The sequence below is a fragment of the Candidatus Rickettsia mendelii genome, from assembly GCF_057543435.1.
The window spans coordinates 38,998-63,413 of record NZ_BTGX01000011.1 but is presented as its reverse complement, the minus strand read 5'-3'; the positions used below and the strand labels follow the sequence as shown (position 1 = coordinate 63,413).

Here is a 24,416-nt window from a genome sequence, read left to right as displayed (position 1 = left end):
TTTAAGGAAAAGTATTTATGAGTGTAGTAAATTTTTACGGACAATTAAGTAATACTCAACAATTTGATCAGATAAGGATTAATATAGCAAGCCCTGATCAAGTGCGTTCATGGTCTTTTGGTGAAGTAACAAAACCTGAGACTATTAACTATAGAACTTTTAAACCTGAAAAGGATGGTTTATTTTGTGCAAGAATTTTTGGTCCAGTAAAAGATTATGAATGTCTTTGTGGTAAGTATAAGCGGATGAAAAACCGTGGTATTACTTGTGAAAAATGTGGTGTTGAGGTTACAGTCTCTAGAGTAAGACGTGAAAGAATGGGGCATATTGAGCTTGCAGCACCTGTCGCTCATATTTGGTTTTTAAAATCATTACCTTCAAGAATTAGTACACTTCTTGATATGACAATGAGAGATATAGAAAAAATCCTTTATTTTGAGAATTATGTAGTAGTAGATCCAGGGTTATCAATTTTACAAAAAGGAGAACTATTAACAGAAGAAGAATTACAGAAAGCAAAAGATAAATATGGTGAAGACGCATTTACTGTTTCTATAGGTGCGGAAGTAGTGCAACAAATGCTTAAAGAGCTTGATTTCCCTAAATTAAAACAAGAGTTATATGAAGAATTGCAAAATATTACTTCAGAAGTTAAAAAGAAAAAATTAGTAAAGCGTTTAAAGTTAGTAGAAGATTTTTTAGAGTCAGAAAATAAGCCAGAATGGATGATTATGGATGTTTTACCGGTTATTCCTCCTGAAATCAGACCGCTTGTTATGCTTGATGGTGGAAGGTTTGCTACTTCAGATCTAAATGAACTTTACAGAAGAGTAATTAATAGGAATAATCGCTTAAAGAAATTAATAGAATCAAAAGCTCCAGATATAATAGTTAGGAACGAAAAAAGAATGTTACAAGAAGCAGTGGACGCATTATTTGATAATGGTCGCCGTGGGCGAGCAGCAAAAAATGCTAATAAGCGCCCATTTAAGTCATTAAGTGATATGCTTAAGGGTAAACAAGGTCGTTTCCGTCAGAACTTACTTGGTAAGAGAGTTGATTACTCAGGGCGTTCAGTTATTGTAGTAGGACCTGAGCTTAAGCTTCATCAATGCGGTTTACCTAAAAAAATGGCTTTAGAATTATTTAAGCCGTTTATTTATTCTAAGCTTGAGTTGTACGGCATCGCTACAACTATTAAAGCAGCTAAAAGAATGGTAGAAGCTGAAAAACCTGAAGTTTGGGATGTACTTGAAGAGGTTATAAGAGAACATCCTGTTTTACTTAATAGAGCTCCAACATTACACCGTTTAGGTATTCAAGCATTTGAACCGTTATTGATTGAAGGAAAAGCTATACAGCTTCATCCGCTTGTTTGTGCTGCTTTTAATGCAGATTTTGACGGTGATCAGATGGCAGTACATATTCCATTATCTATTGAAGCACAGCTTGAAGCTAGGGTATTGATGATGTCAACTAATAATATCTTAAGTCCTGCAAATGGACGTCCTATTATTGTACCTGATAAGGATATAGTGCTAGGTTTATATTATCTAACTCTTGCATTTGATAATGAAGTAGGTGAAGGTATGATGTTCTTGGACTTAGCTGAGATAGAACACGCCTTATATAATAAATTTATAACTATTCATACAAAGATAAAATATCGTCGAAATCAGCTAAATGCTGAAGGTAAAATGGTGCCTGTTATCATTGATACTACTTATGGTAGATTAATGGTTGGTGAGTTATTACCTTCTAATCCTAATATAGAATTTAAGTTTATTAATAAACAGCTAACTAAAAAAGACATATCTTTAGTTATAGATTTAGTTTATCGTCATTGTGGTCAAAAAGCTACGGTAATTTTTGCTGACCAGTTAATGAAACTCGGTTTTAAATATGCTTGTTCTTCAGGTATTTCTTTTGGAATGGATGATATGGTTGTACCACAATCTAAGAGTAAGCATATCAATAAAACTCAAATTGAAATAAAAGAATTTGAACAGCAATATTCAAATGGTTTAATTACTTACGGAGAGAAATATAATAAAGTAGTTGATGCGTGGTCAAGATGTACTGATAGAGTAGCAAATGATATGATGAAAGAGATTGCTACACCGCCGGTTAATGATGCTCCGAATCATCAGAAAATAAATGCTATATATATGATGGCTATTTCAGGTGCAAGAGGGTCTTTTCAGCAAATTAAACAGCTTGGGGGTATGCGAGGCTTAATGACTAAATCAAATGGTCAAATTATACAGACTCCTATTATTTCTAACTTTAAGGAAGGGTTAACTGAATTTGAATGTTTTAATTCTGCTAATGGGATGCGTAAAGGGCAAATAGATACAGCTTTAAAAACAGCAAGTTCAGGTTATTTAACAAGAAAATTAGTAGATGTTGCACAAGATTGTATTATTACTGAAAAAGATTGCAGAACTGATAAAGGAATTGAAGTCAAAAGTGTTATTGAAGGTGGAGAAATTATAGTACCTTTATCTGAAAAGATTTTAGGTCGTACTGCTGCTATCGATATATTTCACCCAGTAACTAATGATCTTATTCTTAATAAAGGAGAGCTCATTAATGAAGCAAAATTAGAACAAATTGAGTCAGCAGGATTAGACAGAATTATGATTAAATCAGTATTAACTTGTGAAAGTACTACTGGTATATGTAGTGTATGTTACGGTAGAGATCTTGCTACCGGTTCGTTAGTATCTGAAGGTGAAGCGATTGGAGTTATTGCTGCTCAATCTATAGGTGAGCCTGGTACACAGTTAACCATGAGAACTTTCCATATAGGAGGAGCTGCTACAAAAGGAGCTGAGGTTTCTTCTGTAGATGCTTCATATGATGCAAAGGTGAAGATTATAAGCCGTAATGTTGTTATTAATTCTGAAGAACGCAAAATTGTTATGAGTCGAAATTGTGAATTATTATTACTTGATAGTAATGGTAATGAAAAAGCATGTCATAAAATTCCATATGGTGCTAGATTACTTGTTGATGATGGTGATATGGTTACTAAAACTCAAAAGCTAGCTGAATGGGACCCTTATACTATACCGATTATTACTGAAAAATCAGGTAAAGTTTTATTTAAAGATATGGTTGAAGGTATTTCAATTCGTGACGTAACTGATGAAGCTACTGGAATTTCAAGTAAAGTTATTATTGAGTCAAAGCAATATTCACGTGGTGCAGAGTTACGTCCACGTATACAGCTTCTTGATGTTCAAGGTGAAGTTATTACCTTATCAAATGGTTTAGAAGCTAGGTATTACTTGCCGGTTGGAGCAGTTTTAAGTGTAGAAGACGGAGTACAAATATCAGTAGGTGATATAATTGCACGTATACCAAAAGAATCAACTACTACTAAAGATATTACTGGAGGCTTACCAAGAGTTGCTGAACTTGTAGAAGCAAGACGTCCTAAAGATCATGCAGTAATTGCCGAGGTAGATGGTAGGGTAGAATTTGGTAAAGATTATAAATCTAAAAGGCGTATTATTATACATCCAATTGATGAAACAATGTCTATTGAATATATGGTACCAAAAGGTAAGCATGTTGTAGTTAATGAAGGCGACTTTGTCAAGAAAGGTGATTTATTAATTGACGGTAATCCAGTACTTCAAGATATTTTAAAAGTAATGGGGGTAGAAGTTTTAGCTAATTATATTGTTAAAGAGGTTCAGGCCGTTTATCGTCTGCAAGGTGTAAAGATTGATGATAAACACATAGAAGTTATTATTCGTCAGATGTTACAAAAAGTAGAGGTTACAGGCTCAGGTGGAACTACATTATTAGTAGGCGAAAAAATAGATAGACGTGAATTCGATGAAATAAATGAAAAAGCAATTAAAAATGGCTTAAAACCTGCTGAAGCGCAATTAATATTACAAGGTATTACTAAAGCTTCACTACAAACTAGATCATTTATCTCTGCAGCATCATTCCAAGAAACAACTAGGGTTTTAACTGAAGCAGCAATTGCTGGTAAGGTAGATAAGTTACGAGGACTTAAAGAAAATGTTATAGTTGGACGATTAGTACCTGCTGGAACAGGTTACTTTATAGATAAAATGCGTAAGTTAGCTACAAAGCTTGATGAAGAAAATGTATGACTAAGGGGGAGAGGTTAGTATAATGCTGCCATAGCATTATTTAAATAGAGTAATGAAACCATTACAGATAGTAAGAGTTTGGCTAAAGCATTCAACAAAAACTTGTTCCTGACTTTTTATTGCACTTTTAATTGGAACCACTATATAATATCAGCAAGTTAGTTGAAGCATTATATAACTTTACTAGGCTATAGTTTATCTTGTTAGTGCTAGCATGTTATGCAAGTAGTTTATATAAAATTTTTGGGTCTATGCAATAATACCTAACTAAAATTAAATTCTTACCTTTTGCAATACAAATTAAAATAGCTCAACTTTTGATTATAAAAGATTTAGATTAGCTGGTGCTATTATAATTTCTTTAACTTCTTGAATATTCAGTAAGATTCTCTATAGTAATACAGTATTAATCATTTCTCAAGATAATAAAACTATTACTATAGTATAAGATATTTATCCTTTAAGTCTTTTAGTACATGATTGTTAGAAGTAAATTTGTTTAAATCTTTGATAAATTATGAAAAAACTTATATAATCTTTTTATTAGATTGTTTAATAGTGTCTCATATTTTATTATATTTCTATAACATATATCTAACTTATTAAAGCAAATACTAAGTAACATCATAATGATTATTCGTTAGCCTGCTAAAAAGGGACTAGATTTTCTGTGTTAAATGAATCAAATATTTCTATTTGACTTAACAACAATCTATTAATAGTGACATATTTGTGTTTGCAGCTAAATGAACCGATGCATCTTCTGAATATGTAAGCTGATCTAATGCACTAGAATTAACACTACTATTACTACAATTTAACTGTAATCTTGCTAAATAATCTTCAATATTAACTCTTTTTATTTCTTGATTATTAAGTACTTGCAATTCTACTAAGCAATGTTCAGCATAAAGTTGACGAATTTCTTCACATAAGATTCTTAACATATCTTCTGATTTATTTTGCATATCTTTTTCAGAATTTGCATTCTCAGAAGCATCAACAACCTTTTCGTTTATTATTGCAGAGTTTGTTTCTTTTCCTTCATATAACGTTTTTAACACATCTTCTGATTTATTTTGCATATCTTTTTCAGAATTTGCATTCTCAGAAGCATCAACAACCTTTTCGTTTATTATTGCAGAGTTTGTTTCTTTTCCTTCATATAACGTTTTTAACACATCTTCTGATTTACTTTGTACATCCTTTTTAAAATTTGTATCCTTGGAAGCGTCAACCACTTTTTCGTTTTTAGATACTTCACACATTACTTCAGAGTCTGCTTCTTTTTCTTCAAAATTGACTTTTGGAAAAAGTGCTTTTATATCTGCTATTTCAAGCTTTCCTCCTTTTTTACCAACATTATAAGCTTCAGAAATAATTACCTTATAGATAAGCTTTATTAAACCTTGCTGCTGATTTATTTCATCAGTATATTTAATACCACCAGACCAAAAATTTTCTATTTTTGCAACAATAGGAATATATTCACTAATTTTTGCTGTGAGTTTGCTTATTAATGAAGCTTGAGGCTGAACCTGACCCATCAATTCAGGCTGTTCCTTATATTGTTTAAATACATACTCAACAATTTTAGGTATAGTCTGACTTGTATCGGTTTCTTCAGGTAAACCATGTAATATTTTTTTTGAAATTCCTTGATCCATCTTATTTAAAAAAATCTTAGCGAAATTAATCCAAGTAGGTGTAAAAGTACCAAAAGTGAAATACCTTACAGTTCCAACAATTAGTGCCAAAGGTGCAGAAGAAAAAGTTAAAATGCATTTAAGAGAGTTATATCTTAGTGGGTGAGGGGTAAATTCATAAACACTATCGCCATCATTATCAATGTTTATAATTTCTGTATATTTATTTCTAATTAATAGTGAGATAATATCTTGTGTACCTAGCATAATTAATTACTTATTAAATTTAAACTAAAATTAATAGCAGAATATAAAGAAATTTAAAAAATGTCAATATTCTTTAATAAAGCATGATTTTTCTTTAAACATTTTGAAACGATCAATTATAATACTTGCAAAGTTTCATTTAAGCTAATATAGAATTAACCTAGGCAAGTTAATATAAGGAATAAGTATGCTTAATATAAATTTTACTAATGAAGAATCACTTAACAATCAAGGCTTAGTAATTTTCATTGATGAACAGTTAAAATTTGATAGTAATTTGATAAGACTTGATCAGCAACATCACGGGCTAATTTCTAAAACTATACAAAATAAATTGCAATTTACCGGTAAGTATGGACAGATTAAAACAATCCCTTCGGTTGTTAAATCAGGTGAAGTGAAATGTTTGATAATAGTAGGTCTTGGGAATAAAGCAAAGCTAACTGAAGTAAAAATTGAAGAGCTGGGCGGTAAAATCTTACAACAAGCTACTGCAGCAAAAATTCCAACTATTAGTTTAGATCTTATAAATAGAATTGGAAAATTTACACCACAAATGGTTGCATCTTTAATTGCTAGCGGTGCATTTCTTGCTTCTTACAGATTTAACAAGTATAGAACTACTTTAAAAGAAACAGAAAAATTTGAAGTAGAATCTTTTGAGATTTTTACTAATAATAATTCGGAAGCAGCAGAATTGTTTGAGATCAAGAAATTAATTGCTAAAGCAGTATTTTTTACACGAGATATAAGTAATGAGCCGTCAAACATTAAAACACCGCAAGTTTATGCTGAAAGAGTAGCAGATATATTTGAAAAACTTGACGTAGATGTTGATATTATCGGTGAACGTGAGATGAAAAATCTTGGTATGGGAGCACTTCTTAGCGTTGGGCAAGGTTCACAAAATGAGTCGAAATTAGTTGTGATGAAATACATAGGCACAAGTAAAGACATACCTTTTATTGCTTTGGTAGGAAAAGGTGTTATTTTTGATACCGGAGGTATATCTTTGAAACCTTCAAGTAATATGGATTTAATGAAGTATGATATGGCAGGTTCTGCTGCGGTTGTAGGTGCTATTATGGCTCTAGCTGGCCGTAAAGCACAGGTGAATATTGTGGGGGTTATAGGGCTCGTTGAAAATATGCCATCTGGTAATGCACAGCGTCCTGGAGATGTAGTGACAACTATGTCTGGACAAACTGTTGAAGTGTTAAATACCGATGCAGAGGGGCGCTTAGTACTTGCTGATGCTATTTGGTATGCACAAGAAAAATTTAAACCTAAATGTATTATTGATCTTGCTACTTTAACCGGTGCAATAGTCGTATCATTAGGTAGTGTATATGGTGGGTGCTTTTCTAATAATGATGAACTTGCTGACAAGTTAATAAAAGCAGGAGAAGAAGTTAATGAAAAGCTTTGGAAAATGCCTTTGCACAGTGATTATGATGCAATGATTAACTCCGATATAGCTGATATGGCAAATATTGGTAGTGTTCCTGGTTCTGCTGGAAGTTGTATAGCTGCTCATTTTATCAAGCGATTTATTAAAGAAGGTATGGATTGGGCACATTTAGATATAGCAGGTGTAGCTAATAGTAAAAAAACTTCATTACTTGGCCCAAAGGGGGCAGTTGGGTATGGTGTTAGATTACTTGAGAAATTTATCAAGGAAAATTATGAACACAAATACCAATAAGCCTTATATCTTTGTTATTGGCAATGAAAAAGGTGGAGCAGGCAAAACTACTTGCTCTATGCATCTGATAATAGCACTACTTTATCAGAATTATTCAGTAGTTAGTATAGATACTGATTCACGCCAAGGTTCTCTAACTAACTACCTCACAAATCGAGATTTATATAACAAGGAAAATCCTGATAAATTGGTATTAGTACCAAAGCATTTTCATATAACTGAAGGTTTAGAAGAAGAACAAACAAGTAGCTTTGAGCAAGTCTTAAAAAATAATGAGAATGCTAATTATATAGTAATTGATACACCTGGTAGTCATACTGCTTTATCAAGACTTGCTCATTCTTATGCTGATACAATCATTACTCCAATTAATGATAGCTTTTTGGATTTAGATGTAATAGCAAAAATTGATAGCAAAGATGAAATTATTAGTCCATCAATCTATAGCCAAATGATCTGGGAACAGAAAGTGCAACGTGCTAGTAGAGATAGGGCTAGTATAGATTGGATAATACTGCGTAATCGTCTAAGCAACCTTGATGCATTAAATAAAAGACGAGTAGGAAATGTATTAGTTAAACTTGCAAAAAGAATTAACTTTGAGCTTATTGAAGGCTTTAGCGAGCGTGTGATATATAGGGAATTATTTTTGCAAGGCTTAACATTACTTGATCTAAAAATTGCAAGATATGATAGAGCATTTAATAGCTCACATCTACTTGCCCGTCAGGAGCTAAGGAATTTTTTAAGTTGCTTAGATATTAAGGCTATATTTTAAATAATTCCAATTGCGAAATTAAGCTCTTTTAAGTATAGTTAGAAGATTTTAAAAACGAAAATAAATGCATAAATATAGAACTCACAATTGTAATGAATTACAAATTTCTGATGTTGGAAAAGAAGTTAAATTATCTGGTTGGGTACATAGAAGAAGAGATCACGGTAATTTAGTTTTTATAGATTTACGTGATCATTATGGTATAACTCAGATTGTATTTACCGATCGAAACCCACAACTTATGGATGATGCAAGTCGTTTGCGCTATGAGTCGGTAATTACAGTAACTGGTAAAGTATTAGCAAGATTGGAAGGTACCATTAACAATATGCTTACTACTGGTTATATTGAAGTACTTGCTTGTGAATTAATTATTGAATCAGCTGCTGATACTTTACCATTTGTTATTAATACTGAAAAAGAAGCACCAGAAGATTTAAGACTCAAACACCGCTTTTTAGATCTTAGACGTGAAAAATTGCATAATAATATAATACTTCGCTCACAAGTTATTGCTTACATTCGTCGTTTAATGACAGCAAGAGGTTTCACTGAATTTCAAACACCTATTCTCACTGCTAGCTCTCCTGAAGGAGCTAGGGATTTTTTAGTACCAAGTAGGTTGCATCCTGGTAAGTTTTATGCATTACCACAAGCACCTCAGCAATTTAAGCAACTATTAATGGTGTCAGGATTTGATCGTTATTTCCAAATTGCTCCATGCTTTCGCGATGAAGATGCAAGAGCTGATAGATCTCCAGGTGAATTTTATCAATTAGACATAGAAATGTCTTTTGTTACGCAAGAAGATATATTTGCTACAATTGAACCCGTAATATATGATTTATTCACTAAATTTACTGATAAAAAAGTATCTCCATTACCTTTTCCTCGTATTCCTTATAATGAATCCATACTAAAATACGGTTCTGATAAACCTGATTTACGTAACCCTATTATAATTGCTGATGTTACAGAGATATTTAGAGATTCAGATTTTACTCTTTTTAGAGAAAATATTAAAAAAGGTGCAATAGTGCGTGCTATTCCAGCTCCAAAAGCTGCTTCATTACCTCGTAGCTTCTTCTATAAGATGATAGAATTTGCTATATATGAAGGAGCAGGAGGGCTTGGTTATATTCAATTTAGTGATAGTGCTGAAGCAAAAGGTCCGGTAGCAAAATTTTTAACTCACGAGCAATTAGAGTCTTTAAAAACTACTGCTAATATAAAAAATGGTGATGCTGTATTTTTTGTTAGTGATAAGAAAGACAAAGCTGTAGAACTTGCTGGTAAGGTTAGAATAAAACTTGCTAATGAGTTAGAATTACTAGAAAAAGACTGCTTTAAATTCTGCTGGATTACTGATTTTCCATTTTATGAATTGAATGACGAAACTGGTAAAATTGGTTTTAGCCATAATCCATTCTCTATGCCACAAGGTGGTTTAGATGCATTAGAAAGAGCAATAACAATTGAAGAGTTGCTGGAACTCACTGCTTACCAATATGATATTGTTTGTAATGGTATTGAGCTTTCTAGTGGAGCTATTAGAAATCATAAACCGGAAATTATGTATAAAGCATTTTCTATAGCTGGTTATAGTGAAGAGGAAGTTAATAAACGATTTGGTGGCATGATTAGGGCGTTTAAGTTTGGTGTACCACCACATGGTGGAGTAGCTCCTGGTATTGATCGAATCGTTATGCTACTTGCTGAAGTAACTAATATTCGTGAAATTATAGCTTTCCCACTCAATCAACAAGCAGAGGACTTACTTATGCATGCTCCGAATTATGTAGAAGATGAAGCTTTAAAGAAGTTAAGCATTACCTGCTCTAGTGAGCATTTGAGAGTATAAAATAACCCACAAGATAAAAGGTTGCTTCACCTTGGACAAGCCTAATTATAATCTTTTTTTCTATTTTTTGTTTACTTAAAGCATATTACAGCTTTTTAAAATTAACAGATCAATAAGGTATACCTAACTAAATTAATTATGTAACAATATCTATATTTAGTGACAGCCTAATAAGTGCTTTAAAAAATTACTTGCAATAATTGGTAGATCAATATTACTTTTTTATTTATAAAATTAAAAATATCTTAACTATATGATTAATTTACTTAAGACTTGTTTGAGTCAATTTGATAATACAGTATTAAATTATGAGGCATCTAGTGCTAGTTATTAGATAAATCAACAAAAATGCCAATAGCCTATAATTTTTACTACCTTGAGTATAGTCTACAAAATTGTACTAATACTGGGATTATTAGCAGTATATAAATCTTAAAGTAGGTGATTCTAAACCCAATTACAAAGAACAGCTACAACATTAGATCCTATTACAAATAGATACTTCACTACAAGACAGGAACGATAGCTAAGGATAATCAGTAACACCTTTACTATGGTAATAACCTAATTTCTTGTTCTAACCTGCTATAATACTGATGTTCTTAATAAATCATTTATGCTTACTTTAGCTCTAGTAGTTTTGTCAACTTGTTTTACAATAACAGCACAGTAAAGTCCAGGCTTATTTGTTTCCTTAGCAGGCAATACTCCAGGTACTACAACAGAATAAGCAGGTATTCTGCCGTAAATAATTTCCCCTGTATCTCTGTATATTATTTTTGTGGAAGCACCAATAAACATACCCATACTAATTACTGCTCCTTCCTCTACTATTACGCCTTCTGCTATTTCTGATCTTGCACCAATAAAACAGTTATCTTCAATGATAACAGGCTTTGCTTGTAGTGGCTCAAGTACTCCGCCGATTCCTACACCACCTGAAATATGACAATTCTTGCCAATTTGTGCACATGAGCCAATAGCAGCCCATGTATCAACCATTGTTCTTTCATCTATATAAGCACCTATATTAATGAAAGAAGGCATAATTACAACATTTTTAGCAATGTAAGTACCAGTTCTAACAAAAGACCCTGGAACTTTGCGTATTCCAGCTTCTTTAAATACATTTTGATCGATGTTGGAAGCAAACTTAGGAGCAACTTTATCATACCAGCTATTATAATTATTATTATAAAGCTGTGATTCTGTCGTGACAAAGTATAGCAATATAGCTTTCTTTACCCATTCATTAACCTGCCAGTTATGTTCTTTCTTTTCACAAACACGAACAGTACCTTGATTTAACTTTTCTATGATGTCATTAAGAATTTTTTTTAATGCTATGAGTTTTGAAGGATTCTGAATAAGTTGATCCTTTATTTGCCAAGCTTCTTCAATTTCTTTTATAAAGTCAGACATATCTTTTAACAGTTTTATTGCTAAAAATAATAAATAACTTTATCATAAAGTCAAATACAATAATTGTAATCAACTATGTATATTACTTGCCAAAATTGCCAAACAAAATTTATTGTTACAAATAATCAAATAGGTGTAAATGGACGACGGGTAAAATGCTCTAAATGTAGTCATTTATGGTATCAAAAATTGGACTATAATACTAGTAAATTAAGTAATTTTAGTAAAGATAAAGTAGATGTAGAAAGCATTAAAAAAAATTATTATAATGATCAGTATCTTACTCGTGTACCAGTTATTTTACCATATATTCCTAGCAAGAAAAAATATAATGCATTTCCACTATTATGGACTAGCTTTATAATTTTTTGCTTAATGATATTACTAGTAGATAGTTTTAAATTCTTAGGTAAATATGATCAATTAAAGATAGAGGAAATTAATTTAGGTGAATCTCAGAATATAGGTAGCATGAAAATATTTTATAAACTATCTAATGAGTCAGACTATCTAATTTCTGATCCTTTAATCAAAGTTAAAGTAATAGACAATAATAATCATGTTTTAGATGAGTATGTTTCAATTACAAAATTACAAGCAAAAATTCCTGCAAAACAAACAATATATATGGAAATGAGTGTTGAAGGAATACCTATTACAGCAAAATATATTGATATTGTTATAGGTAATAGAATAGGACTTTTATTAAAGTAAGAATCTACTTATTATTTTTTCTTATAGAAATGTACTGAACTAAGATAAGAATTTTAAAAAACATTATCATTACTTGGCATTTACAGCTTTAAGTCATCATACAAAAAAGTAATAAACTATTAAAATATACAGTACCTAACCATTACATGAGTCCCGTGCAAACCTGTTGCTAAGTAAAAATTAGAAGCATATATACTATCTGTGAATTTGAATGCCAAATTAGTGTTACTGCGGGAGGAAAAAGTACGAGAACTATAAAGTATACTAAAGCCATAGAACTCATACTACATCTATAGATCAATGATATCAAAAAAAATGACTTAATAGAATTAAGCCATTTTATATTTTAATAGATACTCTGAAATAGTTACCACGTTACGGACATAACAAACAATGAAAAAATAGTAAAAACTATAACACCATAAGTTATCACTTATGGTGTTATATAAGTTAAAATATGTTAAACACCACAGGCTTGATTATTAGTATCGCCTGATACCATATTTACAATGTCAGGTGCTTTAAATAATATGATAATTGCAGTAACTATAACTAAAGCTACTTCCCACTGTAATTTACCTCTAAGTGTTTGAATCCCTAGAACAATTATACCAACAACAGCTATGCCTCTTGCAGTATTACCTCTAAATATTTTAATTAAGTTACATAATGCATCACCTACGGGATCCTTACTACCGGCAGCTAAACTATCGAAAGCCATTATAATAATCGCTACACTTAAAATAGTAAATAATAAGCGTAATGACAGAGTATGATCAATTTCTTTGTTTAATTTATGAATATGAAAGTTCATATGTTTTACCTCAAAAATAGTTAACATTCAAAGGACAATGTATAGTTTATTTACATATAAATCAACTCTTAAATATATGCAAATTTAATTAATATACTAAAATATTATAAAAACACTTATTTTAAGTAACATTATAATCACAGGGTGCTGCTATGAATATCAATAACTGCCAAATATGTGTAAACAAAAGTAAATAAAAATAACCAGGCGACATCAATAAAATGCCAATATAATGCAGCAAATTCAAACTCTAAATGCTCATTATCTCTGGTGTTCAACTCCCATCTTTTTGTTCTAAAATAATAAACCATTAAATATAGTACCTATGATTACATGAGCTCTGTGCAAACATGTTGCTAAGTAGAAATTAGAAGCATACATGCCATCTGTGAATTTAAATACTACATGATAAATTTATATGCTTATAAAAATACTCCAAGCAATATAGTATGAGTGCCGTTACACAATCTTTTTAATGTTTTTCTCTATGGCATAATTAGCTCAAGTGACAGTAGTAGCTGATAAGAGTAGTATCAAAGTATTGATAAAAAGAATATCAAATTGATCAAAAGTTTCAATTGTGGGTGAAGAGCAAACTCCTTGCTTTACAATCCACACTATACAAAAGATCTACAGGTGATAAGCTTGCTTTAAAAAAGAAGCAAAGAATACTATTAATCTGTTAAGATATACCATAATTTATAAACCTTTTTTCACTACTATTGTATGCTGATGTTCTACTATTTCTTCTTACTACATCTAGTAAACTACTGAAATAACCTCTGAAGCTAAGATATGTGTATTATAATTTAATCATGCGTAAATGAAATACTGCCTACAATAAAAGAAGTAAAGCAAATGATGTTAGAATTAACCAAGGACTTGGATTAACTATATGAAATAGGTGTTGTTTAGCAATATAATGTGAATTATTTTTTGATTCATATTTTATTAATTGTATAATTCAAGTCATTAAGTTCTAATTATTATATTAGATAAATTATTGTTTATGTAAAAGCAAATTCTATAGAAAAGGTTTTAGTTAACTGTAAGGTTGTTAACAGCTCTTAGAAAAGAATATATACTCCTGGTAAATAAACAGTAATATAAATTAACTTGTGAGAGAGCAAGAGGTTTACAATGTGAGGAATGCAGAGTATTATTAATATAGTTTGCACTGAAGCTCTTTTAAGATGCTATGTAGCAAATTTCTGAAATGCATCTAGTATATATTTAGCCTCTTCTTTGACGTTTATTTTGTCTGAGACGCTTTCTGCATTTAGTTGTGCCATAGATGACATTATTATTATGGTAACTAAAATCCTTTGATTCATAATATTATTCAACTAATTATTATAGAGTATTAATAATGTGTAAGCTCTATATGTTATGAGAGCAATCTCTTAAAACTGAATACAAGTTATAATCTTACTAGAGGGCTGTTGTTATTAATTGAGTATAATCATCATGAAGTATAATAGGATGGTTATTGTTTTACAGCAGTAGAGCTTAAATATTTGGTATCTTTTACTGTTTAGATTTGGTTTGAAATATATTGATACAGAAATTAAAACAGTATTAGAGTTAACAAAAATTTATTGATTCTTAAACGTGATAATGTAGGAAGAAAAGAAGAAATAAACTCTTCTCAAGCTTTTAAAATTAACAAAAAATTTTTCTTATTTCATTACCATTTTTAATAGCTTTATTAATATTTTGTATTTTTTTCTCAAGATCTTAGAAGTTAAAGATTTTTCAATTCAGCAATCTTAAAAAGATATAAAAGTTAGAATTTTTTACTTAAACTAATAGCAACTCGGCAAATTGTTTGTACTACTTTACTAGTTATCTCTGCAAATATCGCTTGCTTGCTATTATTTATTATAGCAGTGTCTTTGTGCTCAATCTCATCAAGGCGAAACTTGGTTATATTATTTAATAATTCTGGTTCGACACCTGCACTCTGCAAATAATTTATTTGTTGCTGGTAGTGTTGTTCTATTATTTCTTCTACACTTTGGGTTACAAGCATTGCTGTTTTTGTTCCTATCAAAGAAGATAAAACACCAAGTAAAAAACCATAATGATGCCAAAAAAATAATAAAGCTGTTGGTCTTACTTTTTTCTCTAATAATTTTTGTTCAAAATAATGTAAATGTATTTCTTCTTGATTAAGCATTTCCTTAATCAATATATAATCATTCAGGGATTTGATGTATTTTAGTTGTCCTTGATAAATTCTTTTCGCTCCATACTCTCCAGCATGGTTCACTCTAATAATCTCATGAATTTGATCATAATTATTAGAAAAATTAGGTCTTGGCATAACAAATTTTTTGAAATAAATCAAAGCTCATAGGGTTTAATTTGTAATCAACTTCTGCTTGCTGCAAGCGATTTAAAGTTTCTAAACATTCAGTTAAATTAATAGTATTTGCTATTTTCATAAAATCATTAATATTTTGATAAAAAACTGGAGGCGATAAAGATTTTATAGCAGATTCAATACGTTCTCCATTCTTTATTTTTAATAAGACTATATATAAATTTAAATAATATCTTATTAATGCTCTAATAATTAATACCTCATTAATATTTTGTTTTTTTAATATAGCAAGTTCTTGCAGAAAGTTATTATAATTTTTCTTTGAAAAATAAATAGCTAAATTACTACTACTTGCTATAATCCCATTGCTAGTTACTTTTTGAGCATCACGTAAGGTAATTTCTTTTTGATCATGAGTAAAATATATCAATTTATTTATTTCATTGCAGATTAGATCATGATCTCCTTTTAAGTACGTTTTTAAATAATTAAGTGCTTCTTTACTTATAGTATTGCCACTTTTACATAGTTTATCTGAAATTATCTTTTCAATTTTTGATTCATCATCATAATAACAAGCAATTACTGCTAAATATTCTTCTGTTTCAAAAAATTTTCTAAAACTTGAATTAGCAGTAATGTCTTCACCGATAAATACAGGAAAATGTGTATAATTACTGCTCAGAATTGACTTTAAGTTTTTGTCTATTGAGTTACCAACTGATCTAATTTTAATTAATTCCTTCTGACTAAAAAAATTAGGTGAATTAAGTAATATTTCTAGAGATGAAATATTAAGATCTGCATATTCTATAGAAGTTTGCAGCATATTGAAGTTTTTTACTAAGTATCTACAAATTTTATCTATATAGCCTTTATCAGGACCATATAGTAAAAGAGCTTTAATTTTTCCATTTGTTATTAGTTCAAATAACTGGTTGATTTGTAAAAAATAAAACTTCATAAATTATTATTTCCGACTAAAATATAAAATCAATCTGTTGCGGACTTCTTCAGCTGCTTGATAAGCAAGTTCTATTCCTGTCTTATCTCTCTCAACATTTGTAGCATATGGGGTAAAAATAGCATTATATGATGTAGTCTGATAAAATTTTTCTTCAATCAAAATTTCTTTGCTTTCTATCTCGATTAATTTATATCTTACTGATTGGCTAATATATTCTCTTAAAACATTAGAGTTTTTTTCAATAGTAGCAGGCATGGTTGTTACTGTAAGCTCTGCTTTAAGTAGATATTTTGCTTTTGCTTTCTGTGGTAAAATACTAGTTAAGCGATGATAAAATTCTGCTCCTTCAATTGTTTTGATAGGTTTAACCTCAATTACCTCTAAGTCGTTGCTTTTGTTATATTTTTCACTATATATAGGTTTTAAATTACAAGCACTTATAAAAAAGAGCATAATAATAAATACAGAATGCATATTTGTTTGGATGCTAGATTTTTTAATTATTAATAGCAGGTTATTTTCATTTTGTATAAAGAAAATGCTAATAATTAGCATTTATTAATTCATGCGCCGTTATAAAAATGACATTTTTAAATAAGCTATGTACACTGACTGCTACCCCTTAAATAATTTTAAAGGTATTTCAACAAATAAATAAAAATTAACCTAACATAATAGCAAACACATTTTTTACACAAGTTAGAACATATTTTTTAACTGAAAGTGTAAGTAGAGTTTAAGAAAGAATGTCAGATATAAAAACATCAATGAATCTAATAAGCATAATAAATGAAACAGCAAGAGAGTTGTTGTTATCTACTGAAAGATATAAATATGAGCTGGGGTTAGAGTATAAAGCAGTTACATGGAATAACAGGTAAATATAGTAGTTGAGCAAGGTAATGTAGTAAGAATTGAATCTCATTATGGACATGAGACAAAATATTATGAGATGTCAAACCTAAGAAAAATAGCTGTTACTGAGTTATAATATATTAGTTTATTGATAAAATTTTGACTCCTTATCAGTGTATGTGTTTTGAGATTAGTTGCTTCAGTTATTTTTATTTTATCTAATGATTTATCATATAAATAATCTATGCTGCACTATCCTCACTAGTTCATTCTTGCTTGGTCTACCTTTTGCTAGAAATTTGCTTTTTAGATTGCTGATTATACTCTAATACTTTTAGTAGGCAGCAATTTTTACTAAAATTATAATTTTTATTAATATAATCTAGTGGTGATAGAATTTTATATTATTAATCTTTTTCTATACTAAATCAGGAACTGCTTGTATTAATACCTTTTAGGTCAGTAATTCTTTATAACTGCTGAGTTAAACATTGTTGAACCATAATATGTTACTTCTATTCAGTATACGATCAATTCTAACATCTGTATTAACTAACTTGGCTTCATTCTCTTTGACTACAGCATATTAGAATATACTTTTATCTTTAATTAAATAAAAAATCTGTAACTCTTAAATTGTTGTATCATATATTACTTTTTCAGATGTTTCTTCCATAATTGTCTAAGCTAGGTAAATCGTAATGGATGAATATGTAAATTATTATTATGCTTAGCTAATTAATTGAAAGTAGGTTCTTAATTTGATTATTAATTTTTCTAAATGTATTTATTTATTATAATGGATTAGTTATCCAATTTTATGTTTTCCATATCCCACTCATAAGAAACATTATTATATTTCAATATGTATGGTTTAGTGTCTATAGAATCGAGTGTTATATCAGCGATCATATCGTTATGTGATGAAATAACTTCATTATAGCCAAAATGATTATAGTAAGGTTGATAATTTTTAAATCTAATAGTTATAAATTTATCTTTAGTAAAATTTGGTAATAATTTTATTAAATCATCAATATTATTTAGTTTTAGATCTTTTATCTCAGAAATTTGTAATCTATAAACATTTTTATAATCTTTAGTAAAAAATGTTGGTATAGAACTAAAACTACTACCGGACTGTACAGAAACTAAGCTTAATGCTTTAAGTGGAATACCTGCTTTTTTACTAAAATAATCATCAGTTTCAAAAAATATAGCACCGCCAAAATTGACCATTTTAGTGATTTTATTATTATTTATGTCATATAAATCTATATCTTGTTCTAATTTTTTACCATTGCGAAATATAGTAAGTTTAATAGCCATACCTTTAAAATTATCCATTTCTCTATCAAGTAATGCTAAATTTCCACCTAATTCTTTACCATTAACTGCCCAAATAATATCACCAGCTTTTAAAAATTTTTTAGCAGGTGAACCAGCTAAAACTGTTTTGACACTTATTACTCTATTTCTACTGTCAGGAAATTTATTTATATATTTGTCCATTTCTTCTTTTGGAAAATTATTATGTCTAACAGCCTTGTTTAAAGAATATAACTCACTTATGATTCCTATATGTTTTCTATTAGGTTCTCTATTTTCTTTAAAACTTGCTAAAGTGCGAGCTACATAATCACCATGCAGTGCTAAAGAATAAGTCTTACCTCCACCATATAACACTCCTATAGCTTCAATCTTATCGTTTAATACTGGTGAACCGCTAGCACCACCGGTACTATTTAAATTAATAATATAAGTACATTGAGGCATCATTCCTTCAATATTATAAAGATCTGATAAATAACCGGTATGAAATGAGAAACCTTGTGCTTCAGTATTACCAACTACAAAAACCTTTTGATTTAATTTTGGTAATTTATCTGAAAAAGGTATTTCTGTTGCGGACTTTGGTATATCTGCACTTGTTACTTTTAAAACAGCATAATCCTGCCAAATATCATAATAGATGAGTTTTGCTTCTGCTTGTTCGCCATTATAAAAGGTAACAAAATAAGTTCCAATAGATGCAAGTCCTACGACATGAGTGTTAGTAATTATATAACCATTTTTCTTATCGTTAATAAAACCTGTACCTGTCCAACTACTTGTTTCTTCATATGCTGATACAGCAATTCTAGTATCAATTGTTACGATTGCTTTCTTCGCTTTTTCAAATATAACACTGTTTGTTTCTGAAGAGGCTAATATGTTATCTAACAAAAAAAGATTAATAAATAAAACTTTTAGTAGAATCAGTAATTTTTTCATTTTCACCTCTTGTAAAATAATTACGATCATATTATATCAAATAAAAAGTCATAATAAAAATAAGAGAAATAAGAGAATGAGGACTTATATGAGAAAAGTAATAGGTATTGACCTTGGGACTACCAACTCTTGTGTTGCAGTAATGGAGGGTAAAGAACCAAAGGTAATAGGAAATTCTGAAGGTGAGCGAACAACTCCTTCAATTGTAGCTTTTGCTAACAGTGAAATATTAGTAGGACAAGCAGCAAAAAGGCAAGCAGTAACTAACCCTCGCAATACTATATATGCAGTAAAGCGATTAATTGGCAGAAATTTCAATGATCCAATGGTTAAGAAAGATCAAGAGATCGTGCCTTATAAAATAGTAAAAGCCGATAATAGTGATGCATGGGTTGAAGTCGATAATAAAAAATATTCTCCTAGCCAAATTAGTGCATTTATTTTACAAAAAATGAAAGAAACTGCTGAGAATTATTTAGGCGAGAAAGTAACAAAAGCAGTGATTACAGTTCCTGCTTATTTTAATGATGCGCAGCGTCAAGCAACAAAGGATGCTGGTAAAATTGCAGGACTTGAAGTTTTAAGAATAATTAATGAGCCAACTGCTGCAGCTCTTGCTTATGGCTTTGATAAATCAGCAAATAAGATTATTGCAGTTTATGATCTTGGTGGTGGAACGTTTGATATTTCAATTCTTGAGATAGGTGATGGTGTTTTTGAAGTAAAATCAACTAATGGTGATACATTCCTTGGCGGTGAAGATTTTGATACTAGAATATTAAATCATTTAATAGATACATTTAAAAAAGAAAGTGGCATAGATTTACGTAATGATCCTCTAGCATTACAGCGTTTGAAAGAAGCAGCTGAAAAAGCTAAAAAGGAACTATCATCTGCATTAACTACTGATATTAATTTACCTTATATTACAGCTGATAGTACAGGGCCAAAACATTTAAATATTAAGTTTACTAGGGCAGAACTAGAAAAGTTAGTGGATGATTTAATCGAAAAAACTATTGAGCCATGTCGTAAAGCATTAAATGATGCAGGTTTAAAAGCTTCTGATATTCAAGAAGTAGTGCTTGTAGGTGGTATGACTAGAATGCCAAAAGTACAAGAGACAGTAAAAAAATTCTTTGGACGTGAGCCTCATAAAGGAGTTAACCCTGATGAAGTTGTAGCTCTTGGTGCTGCTATCCAAGGTGGAGTACTCAATAAAGAAGTAACGGATATATTATTATTAGATGTTACACCTCTATCGCTTGGTATTGAAACTCTCGGTGGTGTCTTTACTAGATTAATTGATCGTAATACTACTATCCCTACTAAGAAAAGTCAGGTATTCTCAACAGCAGACGATAACCAGCATGCAGTAACTATTAGGGTATTCCAAGGTGAACGTGAAATGGCAAAAGATAATAAATTACTTGGTCAGTTTAATCTTGAAGGTATACCTCCTGCACCGCGCGGTGTTCCGCAGATAGAAGTAACATTTGATATCGATGCTAACGGAATAGTTCATGTTTCGGCTAAAGATAAAGCAAGCGGTAAAGAGCAAACTGTAACCATTCAGGCATCAGGTGGTCTTAGTGAAGATGAAATAGAACAAATGGTTAAAGATGCCGAAAAAAATGCCAATGAGGACAAAAAACGTAAAGAATTTATTGAAACAAAAAATACTGCTGATAGCTTAGTTTATTCTACTGAGAAGACTCTTAAGGAATATGGAGATAAATTATCACCTGAAGATAAAGGAGCAGTAGAGGAAGCTTTAGCATCTTTAAAGGCTGTTCTTGACTCAGAAGATATAGCTTTAATTAAAGAAAAGACAGAAAGCTTAACTAATGCTAGCATGAAAATCGGTGAAGCAATGTATAAAGCACAGAGTGCAAATAATGCTGCTAGAGCTACTGAAAATACTAATAACGATGAAAAAATAGTAGATGCTGATTTTGTAGATAAGAAATAGTATGGTTTGCATATTACAACCAGTTCTTATTTCATTTTAGCTAACAGTAGGAATCCAGTAATAAAGTTGCAAAAAATAAATTTTTTATATTTTAATCTATAAAATTTATGAGTTCTTACACTACATTAAATATTTTTATTCTGGATCTACACCTTTATAAAGATGAGATAGAATCTTTATATGCAAATTCAAAGTTCTTAATGGAATCACCAAATCAAACTTAACATTATAACATAAATTATGTCACAAGATTATTACCAAATTCTTGGTGTTAGTAGAACAGCTAGCCAATCTGAGCTTAAAAAAGCATATCACAAGCTAGCTAAACAATATCATCCAGATAATGCAGCAGCAGGAGATAAACATGCTGAAAAAAAATTTAAAGAGATAAATGCTGCTTATGATGTTTTAAAAGATGAGCAAAAAAGAGCAGCTTATGATCGTTTTGGGCATGATGCTTTTCAAAATCAAGCAAGAGGCACAAGTTCACAAGGAGGAGGTGTTCATCCTGATATCAATGATATATTTGGTGACTTCTTTAGCGATTTTATGGGTGGTAGTAGAAGATCATCACGCCCGACATCAAGTAAGGTTAGAGGCTCAGATTTAAAATATGATTTAACAATTAATTTAGAGGAAGCATTCCATGGTGTTGAAAAAAATATTCATTTTTCTAGTGAAGTAATATGTGATTCATGTCATGGTAGTGGTTCTGAAAAAGGTGAGACTGTAACTACTTGTGATATTTGCAGTGGTAGTGGAACAACTAGGATTCAACAAGGGTTTTTTACGATCGAGCAAACTTGTCACAAATGTCAGGGCAATGGGCAAATTATAAAAAATCCATGTAAAAAATGTCATGGAATGGGGCGTTACAGTAAACATCGAAACTTATCGGTAAATATTCCTGCAGGTGTTGAAAATGGCACTAGGATAAGGCATCCTGGAGAAGGAGAAGCTGGTATCAGGGGTGGAAATAGCGGGGATTTATATGTTGATATAGCAATAAAACCTCATGATATTTATAAAGTAGATGGAACAAGTTTACATTGTAAATTACCTATTAGTTTTGTGAATGCTGCTCTTGGGGGCGAAGTAGAAGTGCCGGTAATAGAAGGTGGAAAAGTAAATTTAACAATTCCAGCTGGTACACAAAATGCTGATCAGTTAAGGCTTCGAGGCAAAGGTATGTCTAAAATGAGATCGACTATTAGGGGTGATATGCTCGCACATGTTCATGTTGAAGTGCCTAAAAATTTATCTAAAAGACAGCGTGAGTTATTGGAAGAATTTAAAAAAGAGTCTATAAATGAAAAAGAAAATGATAGTAGCTTTTTTAATAAAATGAAAAGCTTATGGTCGTAGAGTTTGGATTGAGTTTTTCGTATAGAAATAAAATCTTTGATGTTATTGATGTTATTAAAGTGTTAGAAGATAAATTTTTAAATAATTAATCTCTCACTTATAACTAGTGGAAGCCAGTGCTATATAATAATAGTCTTGCCTTATTTTGTTAAAAATCATCTTCTACTCACGATCAAGATATTTATCTTGAGAGGTTTTCTATGCAATATATAAATCTATAGGAAAAAGATGTGATAATGCATATAGAGAGGTTAATACATGGTTAGCTATTGAAAAAATTATAAAGAAAAATAGGTATTGTGACACGATTCAAAAAATAGCTAAAATATCATAACTATGTTATCCCACAAAACAACTTATAGTGATTTATTTTAAGAGCAGCTACAAGCTAGTGTGATAACAGCAGGTTTTTCGAAGCTATGTGGTAGCCTAAATACATACAGCAGATAAGGGGAACCTAGTAAAAATATAAAGTTTACAAGATTTCAAGAATTGAATCCTTGAAATTCTGTAGGCCTATATGTATATTGAGGTATTAACTAAATTTAAGTTCTTATGAAATTAGCAAAATTATTTAGTATCATTTTAATTATAGGGCTATATTTAAGTGGGTGTAAAAGCAACAAAGGTAGCGATGAGGTAGTAACTCCTGTTCTCACTCTTTATAATGAAGGTATTATTTTATTAGAAAAGAAAAATTATAAAAAAGCCGCAGAACAATTCGAAAGAGTTTTTTACCAACATCCAGGTAATGAAGTAACGCCGCAAGCAGAATTGATGCAAGCTTATTCTTTGTTTCTTGCTACTCAATATGAAGAAGCAGTCGACGTCCTTGATATGTTTATTAATTTACATCCTGCAAACATCGACATTGCTTATGCATATTACCTTAAAGGTTTATCATATTATATGTTAATTTCTGACGTGGATCATGATCAGTCTAGAACTTTCTTAGCTAAAAGTAGTTTTGAAGAAGTAATAGCAAAGTTTCCAAATACTAAATACGCTATTGATTCATCTTTAAAAATTGATCTAGTAAATGATCATTTAGCTGGTAAAGAGATGGCTATAGGTCGATTTTACTTAAAGAGAAAGAATCCTATGGCAGCAATTAATAGATTTGAAGAAGTAATTAATTATTATCAAACTACTTCTCATTCTATAGAAGCTCTTTACCGTTTAGTTGAGAGTTATATGATGCTTGGTTTACCTGAGGAAGCAAAAAAATACGCCTCAGTCCTTGGTTATAACTACCCTGATAGCCAATGGTATGGTTACGCATATAAGTTAGTTAAAGGTTATGAACACGAGTAA

Annotated in this window: 17 protein-coding genes and 2 pseudogenes; 9 read left to right on the top strand and 10 right to left on the bottom strand. The window is 30.5% G+C overall.

Features of this window, described 5'->3' with window-relative positions; all coding sequences use genetic code 11:
• Positions 1-17 precede the first annotated feature (17 nt).
• Positions 18-4,136: a DNA-directed RNA polymerase subunit beta' gene (gene rpoC, locus AC27F4_RS01815; protein WP_487061505.1), complete on the top strand. Its 4,119-nt coding sequence runs from the start codon at positions 18-20 to the stop codon at positions 4,134-4,136.
• Positions 4,137-4,837: 701 nt separating this feature from the next.
• Here the strand turns inward: rpoC and AC27F4_RS01810 are convergent.
• Entirely contained in the window at positions 4,838-6,049 is a 1,212-nt protein-coding gene (locus tag AC27F4_RS01810; RefSeq protein WP_487061503.1) for a hypothetical protein, read from the bottom strand.
• Between the two features lie 187 nt (positions 6,050-6,236).
• Here AC27F4_RS01810 and AC27F4_RS01805 point away from each other — a divergent pair, with 187 nt between their 5' ends.
• From AC27F4_RS01805 to aspS, 3 genes are all read left to right on the top strand, one after another.
• Positions 6,237-7,754 (top strand): leucyl aminopeptidase, encoded by a 1,518-nt coding sequence (locus AC27F4_RS01805; RefSeq protein ID WP_487061501.1) that lies wholly within the window; start codon positions 6,237-6,239, stop codon positions 7,752-7,754.
• A complete protein-coding gene (locus AC27F4_RS01800) occupies positions 7,735-8,532 on the top strand; it encodes a division plane positioning ATPase MipZ (RefSeq protein ID WP_487061499.1) in 798 nt (265 codons plus the stop codon). Before AC27F4_RS01805 ends, AC27F4_RS01800 begins: the two co-directional genes overlap by 20 nt.
• A 64-nt stretch (positions 8,533-8,596) precedes the next feature.
• Complete coding sequence (gene aspS / locus AC27F4_RS01795; RefSeq protein WP_487061497.1) at positions 8,597-10,393, top strand: aspartate--tRNA ligase; 1,797 nt, start codon at positions 8,597-8,599, stop codon at positions 10,391-10,393.
• A gap of 585 nt (positions 10,394-10,978) precedes the next feature.
• Here the strand turns inward: aspS and dapD are convergent.
• Positions 10,979-11,815, bottom strand: coding sequence for a 2,3,4,5-tetrahydropyridine-2,6-dicarboxylate N-succinyltransferase (gene dapD / locus AC27F4_RS01790; protein WP_487061495.1), 837 nt, complete (start codon positions 11,813-11,815; stop codon positions 10,979-10,981).
• 75 nt (positions 11,816-11,890) lie between these two features.
• On the opposite strand from dapD, the gene AC27F4_RS01785 reads away from it, so the two are divergent.
• Complete coding sequence (locus AC27F4_RS01785; RefSeq protein ID WP_487061493.1) at positions 11,891-12,529, top strand: MJ0042-type zinc finger domain-containing protein; 639 nt, start codon at positions 11,891-11,893, stop codon at positions 12,527-12,529.
• 137 nt (positions 12,530-12,666) lie between these two features.
• Here the strand turns inward: AC27F4_RS01785 and AC27F4_RS01780 are convergent.
• The 7 genes and pseudogenes from AC27F4_RS01780 to AC27F4_RS01750 all read right to left on the bottom strand — a co-directional run.
• A pseudogene (locus tag AC27F4_RS01780) lies at positions 12,667-12,744 on the bottom strand (cytochrome c oxidase subunit 3); the annotation flags it as partial.
• A 245-nt stretch (positions 12,745-12,989) separates the two neighbouring features.
• Positions 12,990-13,343 (bottom strand): TrbC/VirB2 family type IV secretion system protein, encoded by a 354-nt coding sequence (locus AC27F4_RS01775; protein WP_487061491.1) that lies wholly within the window; start codon positions 13,341-13,343, stop codon positions 12,990-12,992.
• A 137-nt stretch (positions 13,344-13,480) separates the two neighbouring features.
• A pseudogene (locus AC27F4_RS01770) lies at positions 13,481-14,295 on the bottom strand (cytochrome c oxidase subunit 3).
• 244 nt (positions 14,296-14,539) lie between these two features.
• Positions 14,540-14,677: a hypothetical protein gene (locus AC27F4_RS01765; RefSeq protein ID WP_487061489.1), complete on the bottom strand. Its 138-nt coding sequence runs from the start codon at positions 14,675-14,677 to the stop codon at positions 14,540-14,542.
• A 452-nt stretch (positions 14,678-15,129) separates the two neighbouring features.
• Entirely contained in the window at positions 15,130-15,669 is a 540-nt protein-coding gene (locus AC27F4_RS01760; RefSeq protein WP_487061487.1) for a demethoxyubiquinone hydroxylase family protein, read from the bottom strand.
• On the bottom strand, positions 15,656-16,633 hold the full coding sequence (gene holA / locus AC27F4_RS01755) for a DNA polymerase III subunit delta (RefSeq protein ID WP_487061485.1): 978 nt from the start codon (positions 16,631-16,633) through the stop codon (positions 15,656-15,658). Before holA ends, AC27F4_RS01760 begins: the two co-directional genes overlap by 14 nt.
• Before the next feature lie 6 nt (positions 16,634-16,639).
• Positions 16,640-17,110 (bottom strand): hypothetical protein, encoded by a 471-nt coding sequence (locus tag AC27F4_RS01750; RefSeq protein ID WP_487061483.1) that lies wholly within the window; start codon positions 17,108-17,110, stop codon positions 16,640-16,642.
• A gap of 272 nt (positions 17,111-17,382) precedes the next feature.
• Between AC27F4_RS01750 and AC27F4_RS01745 the strand changes: the two genes are divergently transcribed.
• Positions 17,383-17,517: a hypothetical protein gene (locus AC27F4_RS01745; RefSeq protein ID WP_487061481.1), complete on the top strand. Its 135-nt coding sequence runs from the start codon at positions 17,383-17,385 to the stop codon at positions 17,515-17,517.
• 778 nt (positions 17,518-18,295) lie between these two features.
• On the opposite strand, the gene AC27F4_RS01740 is transcribed toward AC27F4_RS01745, so the two are convergent.
• Complete coding sequence (locus AC27F4_RS01740; protein WP_487061686.1) at positions 18,296-19,786, bottom strand: S1C family serine protease; 1,491 nt, start codon at positions 19,784-19,786, stop codon at positions 18,296-18,298.
• Positions 19,787-19,853: 67 nt separating this feature from the next.
• Here AC27F4_RS01740 and dnaK point away from each other — a divergent pair, with 67 nt between their 5' ends.
• The 3 genes from dnaK to AC27F4_RS01725 all read left to right on the top strand — a co-directional run bounded on the left by dnaK (position 19,854) and on the right by AC27F4_RS01725 (position 24,416).
• Positions 19,854-21,737: a molecular chaperone DnaK gene (gene dnaK / locus AC27F4_RS01735; protein ID WP_487061479.1), complete on the top strand. Its 1,884-nt coding sequence runs from the start codon at positions 19,854-19,856 to the stop codon at positions 21,735-21,737.
• A 240-nt stretch (positions 21,738-21,977) separates the two neighbouring features.
• Positions 21,978-23,102 carry a molecular chaperone DnaJ gene (gene dnaJ, locus AC27F4_RS01730; protein ID WP_487061477.1) on the top strand — a complete coding sequence of 375 codons (1,125 nt, stop codon included), beginning with the start codon at positions 21,978-21,980 and terminating at the stop codon, positions 23,100-23,102.
• A gap of 555 nt (positions 23,103-23,657) precedes the next feature.
• Entirely contained in the window at positions 23,658-24,416 is a 759-nt protein-coding gene (locus AC27F4_RS01725) for an outer membrane protein assembly factor BamD (protein ID WP_487061475.1), read from the top strand.

Bases quoted from the DNA above. Each gene is read 5' to 3' on its own strand.
- rpoC (WP_487061505.1), top strand. From the start codon at position 18: ATGAGTGTAGTAAATTTTTACGGACAATTAAGTAATACTCAACAATTT.
- AC27F4_RS01810 (WP_487061503.1), bottom strand. From the start codon at position 6,049: ATGCTAGGTACACAAGATATTATCTCACTATTAATTAGAAATAAATAT.
- AC27F4_RS01805 (WP_487061501.1), top strand. From the start codon at position 6,237: ATGCTTAATATAAATTTTACTAATGAAGAATCACTTAACAATCAAGGC.
- AC27F4_RS01800 (WP_487061499.1), top strand. From the start codon at position 7,735: ATGAACACAAATACCAATAAGCCTTATATCTTTGTTATTGGCAATGAA.
- aspS (WP_487061497.1), top strand. From the start codon at position 8,597: ATGCATAAATATAGAACTCACAATTGTAATGAATTACAAATTTCTGAT.
- dapD (WP_487061495.1), bottom strand. From the start codon at position 11,815: ATGTCTGACTTTATAAAAGAAATTGAAGAAGCTTGGCAAATAAAGGAT.
- AC27F4_RS01785 (WP_487061493.1), top strand. From the start codon at position 11,891: ATGTATATTACTTGCCAAAATTGCCAAACAAAATTTATTGTTACAAAT.
- AC27F4_RS01775 (WP_487061491.1), bottom strand. From the start codon at position 13,343: ATGAACTTTCATATTCATAAATTAAACAAAGAAATTGATCATACTCTG.
- AC27F4_RS01765 (WP_487061489.1), bottom strand. From the start codon at position 14,677: ATGAATCAAAGGATTTTAGTTACCATAATAATAATGTCATCTATGGCA.
- AC27F4_RS01760 (WP_487061487.1), bottom strand. From the start codon at position 15,669: ATGCCAAGACCTAATTTTTCTAATAATTATGATCAAATTCATGAGATT.
- holA (WP_487061485.1), bottom strand. From the start codon at position 16,633: ATGAAGTTTTATTTTTTACAAATCAACCAGTTATTTGAACTAATAACA.
- AC27F4_RS01750 (WP_487061483.1), bottom strand. From the start codon at position 17,110: ATGCATTCTGTATTTATTATTATGCTCTTTTTTATAAGTGCTTGTAAT.
- AC27F4_RS01745 (WP_487061481.1), top strand. From the start codon at position 17,383: ATGTCAGATATAAAAACATCAATGAATCTAATAAGCATAATAAATGAA.
- dnaK (WP_487061479.1), top strand. From the start codon at position 19,854: ATGAGAAAAGTAATAGGTATTGACCTTGGGACTACCAACTCTTGTGTT.
- dnaJ (WP_487061477.1), top strand. From the start codon at position 21,978: ATGTCACAAGATTATTACCAAATTCTTGGTGTTAGTAGAACAGCTAGC.
- AC27F4_RS01725 (WP_487061475.1), top strand. From the start codon at position 23,658: ATGAAATTAGCAAAATTATTTAGTATCATTTTAATTATAGGGCTATAT.